This is a genomic window from Alkalispirochaeta americana (assembly GCF_900156105.1).
In the GTDB taxonomy this organism is placed as follows: Bacteria; Spirochaetota; Spirochaetia; order DSM-27196; family Alkalispirochaetaceae; genus Alkalispirochaeta; species Alkalispirochaeta americana.
In genome coordinates, this window is the sequence record NZ_FTMS01000007.1 from 132,741 (window position 1) to 145,076 (window position 12,336).

The 12,336-nt window shown below is 60.4% G+C and carries 11 protein-coding genes; 8 read left to right on the forward strand and 3 right to left on the reverse strand.

What is annotated here, in order from left to right:
- Nucleotides 1-342: 342 nt before the first annotated feature.
- From BW950_RS06820 to BW950_RS06840, 5 genes are all read left to right on the forward strand, one after another.
- Nucleotides 343-1,071 carry a glycerophosphodiester phosphodiesterase gene (locus BW950_RS06820; RefSeq protein WP_076488544.1) on the forward strand — a complete coding sequence of 243 codons (729 nt, stop codon included), beginning with the start codon at nucleotides 343-345 and terminating at the stop codon, nucleotides 1,069-1,071.
- Nucleotides 1,072-1,155: 84 nt separating this feature from the next.
- Nucleotides 1,156-2,721: a BCCT family transporter gene (locus BW950_RS06825; protein WP_076488576.1), complete on the forward strand. Its 1,566-nt coding sequence runs from the start codon at nucleotides 1,156-1,158 to the stop codon at nucleotides 2,719-2,721.
- Between the two features lie 202 nt (nucleotides 2,722-2,923).
- Nucleotides 2,924-4,678 (forward strand): alpha-glucosidase, encoded by a 1,755-nt coding sequence (locus BW950_RS15455; protein ID WP_076488545.1) that lies wholly within the window; start codon nucleotides 2,924-2,926, stop codon nucleotides 4,676-4,678.
- Nucleotides 4,675-5,982, forward strand: a complete 1,308-nt coding sequence (locus BW950_RS06835; RefSeq protein ID WP_076488546.1) for a diadenylate cyclase — start codon at nucleotides 4,675-4,677, stop codon at nucleotides 5,980-5,982. The genes BW950_RS15455 and BW950_RS06835 overlap by 4 nt, the downstream gene beginning before the upstream one ends.
- A 128-nt stretch (nucleotides 5,983-6,110) precedes the next feature.
- The gene (locus BW950_RS06840; RefSeq protein WP_083943807.1) at nucleotides 6,111-6,818 is read left to right on the forward strand and encodes an MgtC/SapB family protein; all 708 of its coding nucleotides are present in this window, start codon (nucleotides 6,111-6,113) and stop codon (nucleotides 6,816-6,818) included.
- Nucleotides 6,819-6,940: 122 nt separating this feature from the next.
- On the opposite strand, the gene BW950_RS15460 is transcribed toward BW950_RS06840, so the two are convergent.
- The 3 genes from BW950_RS15460 to BW950_RS06850 all read right to left on the reverse strand — a co-directional run bounded on the left by BW950_RS15460 (nucleotide 6,941) and on the right by BW950_RS06850 (nucleotide 9,378).
- The gene (locus BW950_RS15460; protein WP_268760066.1) at nucleotides 6,941-7,072 is read right to left on the reverse strand and encodes a hypothetical protein; all 132 of its coding nucleotides are present in this window, start codon (nucleotides 7,070-7,072) and stop codon (nucleotides 6,941-6,943) included.
- Nucleotides 7,073-7,316: 244 nt separating this feature from the next.
- A complete protein-coding gene (locus tag BW950_RS06845) occupies nucleotides 7,317-8,024 on the reverse strand; it encodes a Bax inhibitor-1/YccA family protein (protein ID WP_076488548.1) in 708 nt (235 codons plus the stop codon).
- 46 nt (nucleotides 8,025-8,070) lie between these two features.
- The gene (locus tag BW950_RS06850) at nucleotides 8,071-9,378 is read right to left on the reverse strand and encodes a pyridoxal phosphate-dependent aminotransferase (RefSeq protein WP_076488549.1); all 1,308 of its coding nucleotides are present in this window, start codon (nucleotides 9,376-9,378) and stop codon (nucleotides 8,071-8,073) included.
- Between the two features lie 44 nt (nucleotides 9,379-9,422).
- On the opposite strand from BW950_RS06850, the gene BW950_RS06855 reads away from it, so the two are divergent.
- From BW950_RS06855 to hisE, 3 genes are all read left to right on the forward strand, one after another.
- On the forward strand, nucleotides 9,423-10,931 hold the full coding sequence (locus tag BW950_RS06855; RefSeq protein WP_076488550.1) for an FGGY-family carbohydrate kinase: 1,509 nt from the start codon (nucleotides 9,423-9,425) through the stop codon (nucleotides 10,929-10,931).
- A 75-nt stretch (nucleotides 10,932-11,006) separates the two neighbouring features.
- The gene (locus BW950_RS06860; protein ID WP_083943808.1) at nucleotides 11,007-11,753 is read left to right on the forward strand and encodes a 1-(5-phosphoribosyl)-5-[(5-phosphoribosylamino)methylideneamino] imidazole-4-carboxamide isomerase; all 747 of its coding nucleotides are present in this window, start codon (nucleotides 11,007-11,009) and stop codon (nucleotides 11,751-11,753) included.
- A complete protein-coding gene (gene hisE, locus BW950_RS06865; protein WP_076488551.1) occupies nucleotides 11,750-12,331 on the forward strand; it encodes a phosphoribosyl-ATP diphosphatase in 582 nt (193 codons plus the stop codon). Before BW950_RS06860 ends, hisE begins: the two co-directional genes overlap by 4 nt.
- Nucleotides 12,332-12,336 lie beyond the last annotated feature (5 nt).

Consider the following 12,336-nt stretch of genomic DNA (forward strand, 5'->3'; position numbering starts at 1 on the left):
GGGCAGAATTTCTGATGCCATAATATCTCATGTATTTTGATAAAAAATGCCAATATTCAATTTATCACGGCTTTTTTTCGTGGAATCAGACGGGGGTTTCTCCGGCTTTGCTGGTTTTCTTTATTCTTCAACACAAATATTTAGAGGCCGAAGAAATTATTACTGAAACATCTGTGAAAAAAGTGTTTGACAGCCCGTGAAATCGGGTGTTAAATCGGTAGTTACCGTTTGATCTTTCATCTGAGATTCAATCCATGGATCTGTCCTGTGAATCCAGCTTGTGAATTAAAGTTTTCGAATTTACCGCGTGGTGAAACACCGGTGTATGAGGAGTGGTGTGCCGTGACCATCTTTGCCCATCGGGGAGCATCCCGAAATGCTCCCGAGAACAGCCTTGCCGCCTTTCAGACTGCCCTGGACCAGGGTGCCTGCGCGATTGAACTGGACGTGCAGATGACCAGGGACCAGAAGCTGGTGGTGTGCCATGACCTCACCCTGGACCGGACAACGGACCGCAGGGGATATATCAAGGATCTTTCCCTGGAGGAGGTGCAGGAGGCCGATTGCGGAAGCTGGTTTCACGACGACTTTTCCGGCGAGCGGATTCCCTTGTTGCAGGAGGTGCTCCGCCGTGTTCCTCCCTCGGTGCTGGTGAACGTGGAGGTGAAAAATCATCCCTGCCACCAGGGAATTATCGAGGAGGCCCTGCTGGAACTGGTGGCCCGGGAAGGTCGGCAGGAGAGCGTGCTCTATTCCTCCTTCGACCATCGAGTTTTGCAACAGATCCACCGCCTCGATCCGTCAGCAAAAATCGGGGCGCTTTTCTACGCGAATATCCTGGAGCCCTGGCAGTATCTGGAAGACCAGGGAATTGTGCCGTTCAGTCTTCACTGGGCCGAAGAATACGTGAGTCAGGAGCTGATTCAGGGCGCGCACCAGCGGGGATTGAAGGTTTTTGCCTATACCGTCAACCAGGGTGATCGTACCCGGGAGCTGGCCTCGCTGGGTCTGGACGGAATCTTTTCCGATCTTCCCCGGGAGATGGCTGGTTCCCTGGATGGGGGGCGGTAGCGATGGCGGGCAGTAGTAATGGAAGCGTGTCTTCAAAGAAGTTTTTCGATACATCACACACAATAAAAGGAGAGTCTAATTTTGTTGGATGCATTTAAAGGACCGAAGGTTGATAAAGTTGTTTTTATCCCTTCTGTAGCGATTACGCTGTTTCTGGCGGTCTATTTCGTGATCAATCCCGAGGACAGTCTGTTGAAACTCAGCGCTGTCTTTACCTACATGACCGATGATCTGGGCTGGACCTACGTATGGTTCACTCTGGCGGCCTTCGCCAGTGCGCTCTACCTGATTTTCGGAAAATACGGAAAACGCAAGCTTGGAGACGAGCATGACAAGCCCGATTTTTCCACCTTTTCCTGGATCGGTATGATTTTTACCGCCAGCACCGGTTCGTCCCTGCTCTACTGGGGCATGATCGAGTGGATCTATTTCTGGAAATCTCCCCCTCTGGGAGCAGAAGCGGGTTCCTGGCAGGCTGCCGAGTTGGCCTCGGCCTACGGTATGTTCCACTGGGGTTTCACCGCCTGGGCCATGTACGCTGTGGTGTCGATTGCCATCGCCTACGCCTACCACGTAAAGAAAAAACCGATTCTGCGCCTTTCCGAGGCAACCCGGGGTATCCTGGGGGACCGTGTAGACGGCCCTATCGGTAAAGCGATCGATATTTTCTTCATGTTTGGCCTGATCGGTGGTGTCACCACATCCATGGGGCTGGGAACGCCCATGCTCACGGCGGGTATTTGCAAGCTCACGGGGCTGGAGCATACCCAGACGCTGGAGATCATCGTGATCACCACCTGGACCCTGAGCATCGGCTTCACCTTGCTCTTTGGTCTGGAGCGGGGTATTCGACGAATGTCGGATCTGAACATCTATCTGGCCTTTGGTGTGCTGGGATTCCTGCTTTTCTTCGGCGGACATTTCCTCTTCATCGTGAACCATACCACCTCTGCCGTGGGAACGATCTTCCAGAACTTCATGATCATGAGCTTCTGGACCGACGCGGTGGGACAGTCCAAGCATCCTCAGTGGTGGACGGTTTTCTACTGGGCCTGGTGGGTTGTCTACGCTCCTGCCATGGGGTTGTATATCGCCAAGATTTCCCGGGGCCGGACGATCCGCCAGACCGTGCTGGGGTCTGTCTTCTGGGGAACCCTGGGGTCCTGGATCTTCTTTGCAATCCTTGGAAATCACTCCATGGGGCTCTTCCTGAGTGCAACCCGTCCCGAGTCGTTCTCCGGTCCCGCCCTGAATGTGATCGAGATTTTTGACAACGTGGGCGTTTCCTGGGCTATCGTTGAGAGTGTCGCGGCAGCTCCCCTGGGGTCGATTGTTCTGGCAGCCTTTGTGCTTCTGGCCTTCATCTCCATGGTTACCGGCCAGACCACTATCGCCTTCACCCTGGCGTCGGTTTGTACCAAAGAGCTTAAGGAAGAAGACGAGCCTGCTCGCTGGAACTCTTTCTTCTGGGCTCTGGTGCTGGGATCAATCTCGGTCTCGCTCTTGCTCTTTAACGCCCTGCAGCCCCTGCAGACCACCTCGATCGTGGCGGCCTTTCCGCTCATGGGTGTGCTGATTCTGGTGGCGATCTCCTTCTTCAAGATGATCAGGGAGGACGATAAGGAGGCTGAGAAGGCTGCCGGGAAGTAGCCTCGCCGGTACCGTTCTGCACAGAAAAACCACAGCAGGTTCCTGCTGACCGACTGCGGTCGTCGTTCCGGAAGTTTTCCGGGGCGACGGCTTTTTTTTGGTTCATCGCCGCCTCCCCGGGGCACCCGATCCTCTTCCGGGGGGCGGTTTTTGCTCCCCGACGGGCTTGTTCAGGAAGGCTCTTTCCTGATTGAATTGCCCCATGAATGGACAATCCTGGTGGCAAGATGGTGCAATTTACCATATCTACCCCCGCAGTTTTCACGATACCAACGGTGACGGTCTGGGGGATCTTCGGGGAATTACGGAGAAGCTTCCCTATTTGCAGGATCTGGGGGTGGATGCGATCTGGATGGGGCCGGTTTTTCTCTCTCCCCAGGTAGATAACGGCTATGATATCAGCGACTACTGCGATATCGATCCGCTCTTTGGCACCCTGGCCGATATGGATGAGCTCATTGAAGCTGCCCAGGGGCGGGGGATCAGGGTATTGCTGGATCTCGTTTTCAATCATACCAGTGATCTCCATCCCTGGTTCGTCTCTTCCCGGGATGACCCCCGGGGGCCCCACGGCGACTGGTACATCTGGCGCGATGCCCCGCCCGAGGGGGGGCTGCCCAATAACTGGCGCGGCTTTTTCAGCCTTCCCGCCTGGACCTGGTGTCCCCGGCGCGGGCAGTATTACCTGCACCTCTTTGCGGCCCAGCAGCCTGATTTGAACTGGGAGAATCCTGCCGTGCGGGAGGCTCTTGCCGGAGTTGCCCGGTTCTGGCTTGATCGCGGGGTGGACGGTTTTCGTATGGACGTGATCAACCTTATCTCGAAGCGCCAGGGGCTGCCATCGATTCCTCCCGGGGAGTCTCCGGCGGGGTATTTTATCGATGGTCCCCGGGTGCTCCCCTGGCTTCAGGAGTTCCGTCGGGATCTGTCCCGGGAGAGGAAGAATCATGAGGAGCTTCTCCTGGTAGGGGAGACCCCGGGGATATCCCCCGAGGCGGCCCGGGCCTATACCGGCGGGGGGCCCGAGGGTCCTGCTCTGGACATGGTGCTGCTCTTTGATCACCTTGCCGTTGATCACGGGCCTGGCGGGCGTTGGGATCCCCGGCCCCTGCGGATCTCGGCGCTCCGTCAGGTCACGGCCCGGTGGCAGGGTGAGCTGCAGGAGCCCTCCTGGCCCAGCCTGTACCTCTCGAACCATGATCAACCCCGGGTTGTCTCCCGGTTTGGTGATCCCCGGGAGTATCGCTACGAGAGCGCCACGGCCCTGGCCACAGCCTTTTACCTCCAGCGGGGAACTCCTGTCATTTACCAGGGTGACGAGATCGCCATGGCAAATTATCCCCTGGCATCCCCCGGGGAGCTTCAGGATATCGAGAGTATCAACGCTCTGGAGGCGCTTTGTGCCGGGGGGATGGCGAGGGATGCCGCCTTCGAGCGGATTCGTCATGAGGCGCGGGATAACGGGCGGACCCCCTTCCAGTGGTCATCGGAGGAACAGGCGGGTTTCAGCCGGGGTGAGCCCTGGTTTCCCCTGAACCCCGATTATCCTCGCTGGAACGCCCGGGCCCAGGCCGGGGAGGGGGCCCCGGGTTCGGTGCTGGCCTTTTTTCGGCGCCTTCTGGCTCTCCGAAAGGGTCACGAGGTTTTGCGCCGGGGAGGATTCTCCCTGGTCCCGGTGGATGAGGAATCGCCGCTTTTCGGATTTTGTCGCGATCTCACGCCCTGGCGGGATCTCGGGGGCGAAATTGCCCAGGCCGGGGAGGGGCCGGAGCGGGCATACATCTGGGTAAACCTCTCGGGATCAGAGGAGCGGCTTCCCTCCGGGGCCGGGGGTGACCTGGTCGGGGAGGAGACGGCTCTGGCCTTGAGCAACTATTCAGCTCCAGGAGAGACGGGGCTTCTCAGGCCCTGGGAGGCCCGGGTGTACCTTCGGACGCATCGGGGAGGTGCGTCGTGACGGGCGTTCCCTCTCCGGTGGTGGTTGCTTTCTTCACGTCTCCTGTTTCGAGAGACGAGGTGCTGGAGCATCTCGTGGGAGAGATGGCCGGAACAACGGGAATATCGGCCCGGGAGGTCCTGGCGGCTGTACTGGAGCGGGAAGGGTCTCTCTCGAGCCGTGTATCCGATGAGGTGGCCATGCCCCACGCCATGTGGGAGGAGTTGAGCGAGACGGCCCTGGCTCTGGGAGTGTGTCCCTCCGGGGTCGATTGGGACGGACGGGAGCCTCCGGTGCGGCTGGTGACGCTTATGGTGGGGCCGGCCAGGGATCACCTCTCGGTGATGGCCGCTGTGGCACGGCGTCTGCAGGCCGAGGGGGCGGTGGATGCCGTGACGTCGGCAGGCTCTCCTCGGGAGGTGCGGACTCTTCTGTGCGGCAGCGGCGAGGAATCCGCCCCAGTGACGGTGCGGACCCTCACCGTTACGGCGGCCACGGTGGAGTATGCCGCGGAGCTTGCCCGGGTGCTTCCCCGCAACCCCGTGGTGGTGGCCGTGACCAATCCCCGGATTATGCGTCTCCTGGGGGTTCTGGCAGAGTCACCTCTGGCGGAACGGACCATTCTCGTGGGGCCTGTGCCTCCCCGGGAAGACTCTCCCGTGCGGGTCATTCCCACTGAACGGTTTCCCGAGGACGGTCGGGGGCTTGCCACGCTCACCTTGCTCCCCTTGATCGCCACGGGAGTTGTCACCGCCGAGAGCGAGGTCATTCTGGTTTCGGGCCGCGATCACCAGGGAGGGCTCGATGCGGTTCGTCTGGTCGATGTGGCGCGGGAGTTGCAGGTGCCCCGGGGCCTCTCTCCGGCACATCTCCCCCAGGGGGTTCTTCTGGAGGTGGTGATCCGGGCGCTTCACCTGGCGGCGGAGCTGGCGCTTCAGGGTCGGGAGGGCAAACCCCTGGGAACGATTATCGTTATCGGTGACGATTCCCGACTGGAGCAGCACAGCCAGCAGATGATTCTGAATCCCTTTGCGGGGCATCCCCGGGAGGCTCGAAATATTCTCGATCCCAGTCTGACCGAGACGGTGAAGGAACTGGCCAAGATCGACGGGGCGTTTCTTGTGGCTGGCGATGGAACGATCGGGGCCGCCGGGATGCATCTCTCGGGAAAACCGGATCCCGGCGAGATGGAGTCCGGTTTGGGTGCGCGCCATGCCGCAGCCCTGGGGATAACTGCCGTGGCCGATGTTCTGGCAATTTGCCTGTCGGAATCGACAGGAACCATTACGCTTTTTTATGAGGGGCGCCGCATGATCCGCCGCTAGAGGTTAACGGCTGGAGGCCATCGGCAATGCCAGGGCGCGATACCAGGACGCAATGCCACGACGCGACACCAGGGTGCCAGCAGGGGCTCCAATAGACGTGGTTCGGTGGATCGGCTAAAATTGGAGCTATGTTAACCGATCCAATGCTTGATCCAATTCTCAATTTTCCCATTACCTCGGCCTGGGTTATGGCGATGCGCCTGGGCTTTGCCCTTCTGGCCGGCCTGGTGGTGGGGCTGGAGCGGGCCTGGAGCAACCAGCCCGCAGGAATGCGAACCCACATGATCCTGGCCCTGGGGGCCTGCGGCGTGATGCTTCTTTCGCAGCTTATTCCCCTTCGTTTTGCCAATGCCGCCATGGGGGGCGATCCGGGGCGCATGGCCGCCCAGGTAATCAGCGGAATCGGCTTTCTGGGTGGTGGAGCAATCCTCAAGTTCGGTTTCAACGTGCGGGGGCTCACCACGGCGGCATCCATCTGGACCATCTCGGTGGTGGGTCTTGTGTTTGGTGCCGGCTTCTACCTTCTGGGACTGATCATGACGGTGCTGCTCTTTTTCAACCTTCACGTCATGGAACGGATCGAGGATCTTTTTCTGGTTCGCCAGGATATGCGAATTATCACGGTGATCTTTGATTCCAGGAATCTGGTGATCAAGGACATCACCAAAGCTGTTCGTGATGCCGTGGCGGTCAAGAAGATCGCCATCGAGGAGGTGGTGGATACCAGCGAGACCGAGATTCAGATCGTGTGCCGTATCCCCGAGACCCAGAGCATCAGGAAGATCTTCGATATGATAAAAAACAAGGGTCCGGTGAAGCGAATCAAGATTGACTGAGAAAGAAGGGGCGCTCACTCGAAGGTGGTTTTCAGGGTTTCCGAAAAAAGAGCCCCGCTCCGGCGAGAGGTGACCTCGGCCGCAGCGGGGCTGTTGTGCAAGATTCCGTCGGTCCCTTTGGGTCAGTTCAGGGGCTGTTCGGCAGGAAGCTGATCCATCTCGCCCTCTTCAATAGGTTCGCAGGCTGCGAAGGCCAGGGTCAGGGCAGACGCTGCCACAGCGAGAACAACCATCTTTTTCACAATACTCTTCATGTCCAGTCCTCCTCAAAAAATGATATCTCGATTGTAGTGGAGGCATGTCAGGGAACCGTCTTCTCAAGGTGAAGATTTTTTCAAGATTGACCGGGGCTGGTCTGTCCTGCCACGGGCGGCCTGAGACCTGCGGTGTGTGATCTTTGCCGTGGGGCGCGCAGGGAGGCCGCCAGAGCAAAAAAAAGAGGACCCGCCCTCGGCGCGTCCTCCATGAAGGGGGTTCCGATACACAGGCCGGGGCGGCCTAGCGGCGGTTTCCCATGAACCTCAACAGAAAAAGGAAGAGGTTGATAAAGTCCAGATACAACTTGAGGGCTCCCATGATGGAGACCCGCATGTAATCAGCCTCGTCGGCGGAGCTTCCCAGCTGGCGGCTCCAGTTCTTGATGATCTGGGTGTCGTAGGCGGTGAGCCCCATGAAGAGGAAGACCCCGAAAAAGGAGATGGCGTACTCGAAAGAGGAGCTTCCCAGAAACATGTTCACCACCGAGGCGATGATCAGACCGATGAGGCCGGCAAAGAGATATTGCCCCAGGCCTCCCAGATCCCGCTTGGTAGTCACGGCGTAGAAGCTCAGGACACCAAAGGTTGCGGCGGCCACAAAAAAGGCCTGGCTGATGCTGGCGGCGGTGTAGACCAGGAAGATCGTCGAGAGGGTCACCCCGTTCAAGACGGAATAGCCGGCAAAGGCCAGGGTTGCCGCTGTGGGGCTCATGGCATGGACGCGGGCAGACAGCAGGAAGACCAAAGCCAGCTGGGCAATGATGATACCAAAGAAGAGGCCCCGGTTCATGATGATCGTTCTGATCAGCTGGGGGTTCCCTGCAACGTAGAGTGCTACGGCACCGGTAATGCCCAGGCCCAGGGTCATCCAGATGTAGACGTTTCGCAGAACGCTTCGTTCTGCCACGGCGGACGCGCCGTAGGGTCGTATATTTTCCTGAAATTGCATTGTTACTCTCCTGTTGGACAATAAACTACTATGATGGTGCAAAAAGTCAAGTCTCTCCGGGCAAGGGGATCTCCGGGCAAGAGTCGTCGGGGCTCACCGTTCCCGGGATACCCTGTGCCAGCCGGTGAAACCCCCGGGAGAGTGTCTCTTCCCTGTTGAGGCAGGTCGCGACAAACCAGGGGTCCAGCTCCCCCGTCACGGAGCGGTCCAGGCCGTAGAGGTAGCCCGGATGAACCAGCACCCCCGTTTCATGGAGGAGCCGGATTGCGATCGCTTCGTCGTCCAGGGTTCCAAACCGGTGGGCGCAGAAGGTTGCTTCCAGGCGAAAGGGCAGGTGGATTCCGCCTCCCGGGGTGAACTCCCCCGGGAAGGATGTCTGGGGGAGGGTTGCCAGGAGTTCCCGGGCGAGAGAGCGCCGCCTTCCAACGGTTCGGGCCAGTGTCTCCCGGTCCGAAGCTGCTTCGGGAGAGAGAAAGATCAGCCCCGCCGCCTCGGCAAAGCCCGAGACGGTGAGGTAGGTGTCGTGCAGGGTATCGAGGCGGTCCCGGGCGCGATCAACCGGGGCAGGGGCCCCGTGGATCGCGATCCATCCCAACTTGACCTCCGGGGCAGCGCAGAGTTTGGAAAGCCCGTTCAGGGTGAAAAGGGGAAGCTCGCTTTCCCGGGCAAACGTGGCGGGCCGGGGCAGGGCGGTTCCGGGGGGCCGGAAGCTGCTGAAAACCTCATCGCAGAGAAGGCTGCACCCCCGCAAGGAGCAGACTCTGAAAAGCTCCCGGAGTTCTTCCGGGGGATAGATCGCTCCCGTGGGATTATTGGGCGAGACCAGGACCAGTGCCAGAGGATCGTGGCGCAGGACCGTCTCGATAGCCGGGGCCAGGCAACTGAAGCCCTCCCGGGGCGACAGGTGATATCCCAGGGGCGAGAGGCCTGCCGAGGTGACCACCTCCTCCAGGAGGGGATAGCCCGGCACGGGCAGGGCCACCAGGGCGTTGCGGCGGGGATGCTCCTCCCGCAGGTGCTGAAAGATCAGGGAATAGGAGACGCTGGAGCCGCTGGTGAGCAGGATCTGGTCAGGCCCTGCGGGAAGGCCGTCGGCTTCCAGATAGCGGGCGATTCCCTGGCGGGTTTCATGATCGCCTGCTCCCGAGGGCCGGTATTCCCGGCGGGCTCGCCACCGCTCCCAGCTCGCCTGGTACCATGGTTCGGGAAAGGAGAGGCCCCCGGCGGAGAAGCTGCTGTTGGTCAGGTCGATATACCCGGCCCCGTTCGATCCGTGGTGGCCCGATCCCCGCAGGGCCTGGTCACGGCGAAGCAGCTCCCGGCGAGCTGCCTCCAGAGGTGTTATCGGTTTCATGGTTTCTCATTGTGGCAAGGAGAAGGACCGTTTACAATAGCCCCATGGCCAAGGACGCACTAGCAGTATTCGATGTGGGCAAGACGAACAAAAAGGTTCTGATCTACGACCGCACTTTGAACGTCGTGGATCGCCGGTACCGCCATTTTGATACGCTCCTGCAGGAGGGGGTGGAGGTAGAGCCCCTGGAAGCGATCCAGGAGTGGTTTCTTGATACCCTGGGAGAGCTTGCTCGGGACCATTCGATCATTTCCATCGGGATCACCACCCACGGGGCGTCGATGGTCTTTCTTGATGACCAGGGGATCCCGGTGTGTCCCCTGGTGTCCTATACGCATCAGCCACCGCAGGAGCTGCATCAGCAGTTTTTTGACGCCCTGGGGGCATCCCGGGAGGAGTTGCAGCAGCGCACCGCCACGGTGGAGCTCAAGCCCCTGATCAACCCCGCCAAGCTGGCCTTTTTTTGCCGTTCCCGCTGGCCCGAGGAGTTTGCCCGGGTTCGGCATGCGCTCTTTCTGCCTCAGTATTTTGCCTGGCTTCTCACGGGTCAGCACAGTTCTGACTATACCTACGCAGGGTGCCACACCTACCTGTGGAATTTTTCCTCCTGGTCCTGGGATGCCCAGGTTCTGGCCGGGGTGGGGCTCGAAGGGGCTGTTCCCCCGGAGCCCCGGAGCCCCTGGTGTCCGGCAGGGACGGTCCTTCCCCAGGTGGCCCGCAGCCGGGGCCTCTCCCCAGAGACAACCGTTGCCACGGGCATCCACGACAGCAACGCCTCGCTTTTGCCCTACCTGCTCAGGAAAGGGTCCGAGCGGTTTGTCCTGAACAGCACCGGCACCTGGTGCGTGGCGATGCACCCCACCACAGGCCCCGTGACCTTTCGTCCCGACGAGGTGGGAAAATCGGTGTTCTACAATATTTCCGCCTTCGGCGATCCCGTAAAGACCACCATTCTCCTGGGAGGGCTCGAGTTCGGGACCTACCGGGAAATCCTTGAGCAGTTCCACGGTGACCACGACCTTCCTCCCTTTAACACGGCCCTCTACCAGCGGGTTATCGAGGGGTGTCACCAGTTTATCATTCCCGGGGTTGTACCCGGGACAGGGCAGTTTCCCGATTCCCGACCCCGGATTATCGACGAGGGGCGGGAGTACCTTCTGGAGGATATCCGGCAGGGGCGGGTGGTTCCTCCCATCTTGCAGGATCTGCCCAGGGCCTACGCGGTGCTGAATCTCTCTCTGGCGTTGCAAAGCAAAACCGCCCTGGAGCGGGTGGGTCTTGCTCCGGGGGTTTCGCTCTTTACCGAAGGGGGCTTTCGGAATAACCGGGATTACAACGCCCTCCTGGCGGCCTTTTTCCCCGATTCTCCCCTCTTTCTGACGAATATTGAGGAGGCCACCTCTCTGGGAGCGGCGATCACGGCTCTGGCAGCCCGGGAGGGCAGAGACCCCCGGGAGTATCGGGATCTTTTTGAGATTGAGGAGTTTTCCGTCCCCTCCGTGGCCTTCCATGGCCTCGGGGAGTACGAACGGGCCTTCCGGGATCTGGTCTGAGGACGGACCCCCGGCGAGACGCCCAGGGATTTGCCGGGCCACCATGCGGCGGTTCGAAATAAAGGAGTGCAGATAATGAACATGGAGATTATTCCCGCGATAGATCTTATCGAGGGCCGGTGTGTCCGTTTGCGCCAGGGAGCGTATCAGGAGAGTACCGTCTACGACGGCGATCCCCTGGACGTAGCCCGAAGCTTCGAGGAGGCCGGGGCAAAGCGGATTCATCTGGTCGATCTCGACGCTGCCCGGGGAAGCGGCAGCAACCTGGACACGATAGGCCGGATACGGCGAGGTGTCTCCTGCCGGCTGGAGGTTGGAGGCGGAGTTCGGGATCAGGATGCGCTGGAGCGGATTCTGGATCTGGGGATCGACTACGCGATTGTGGGCACCGTCCTGGCCCGAAACCCCGATCTGGTGGCCCGCTGGGCGGCGGGAGACCACCGGGGTGAACGGATGCTTGCGTCCATCGACGCCCGGGACGGACGCGTCCAGGTGGCGGGCTGGCAGGAATCCTCGGGAGTCCTGGCCACGGAGCTGGCCAGAATCGCCGGCGAGATCGGCCTCGCGGCGGTGGAGTACACCAATATCGCCCGGGACGGGATGCTCTCCGGTCCCGACGTGGCTGGTACCGTCGAGGTGGCCCGTGCCACGTCGCTGCCGGTGATTCTCTCGGGAGGAATTGCCGCAACGGCCGATACCGAGACGATCCTCCAGGAGGGACAGGAGCTCCAGGGCTTTATCGTGGGACGGGCGCTCTACGAGGGCGCCTTCTCTCTGGAGGAGGCTCTGGGGATTGTTGCCGCCCGGGAGGACAGGTCATGACCCGGCTTATTGTAGTCGATGCCGGAGGGATTGTCGAAGCGGTGCTGGGGTGCAACGAGAAGAGCCGTGCCAAGACCCTGGAGCAGGGTGAGCTCTGGGTTGTCATGCCGGAAAACGGCCGGGTTCTTCCCTACCGGGGCGGAGGGGTCCAGTGCGGTTCCTTTCGGCCAGGGCCGGAGGAGGCCTGGTATCAGGTAAATCTTCTGGAAGGATCTGAAGGAGCTCCGAGCGGCCCCGGGGATGCTCCGTCCCGGGAACATTCCGGTGTCACTCCGGAAGAAGAACGGCCCGGGGACGATCTGGTTCTGCCGGTTCTCTCGCCGCTGGCCGACCTGATCGCAGAGCGGCGCAGGACCATGCCCGAGGGATCCTACACCACCCACCTCTTCTCCAAGGGGCCCGGAAAGATCCGGAAAAAGACAGGCGAGGAGGCGGTAGAGCTGATCCTCGCCGAGGATCGTCAGGAGATCATCGGCGAAGCGGCGGACCTGCTCTACCACACCATGGTGCTGCTGGAGCAGGAGGGTATCCGTCTGGAGACTGTTGTCAGCGAGCTTGGCCGGCGCCACTCGGGCTGACCCCG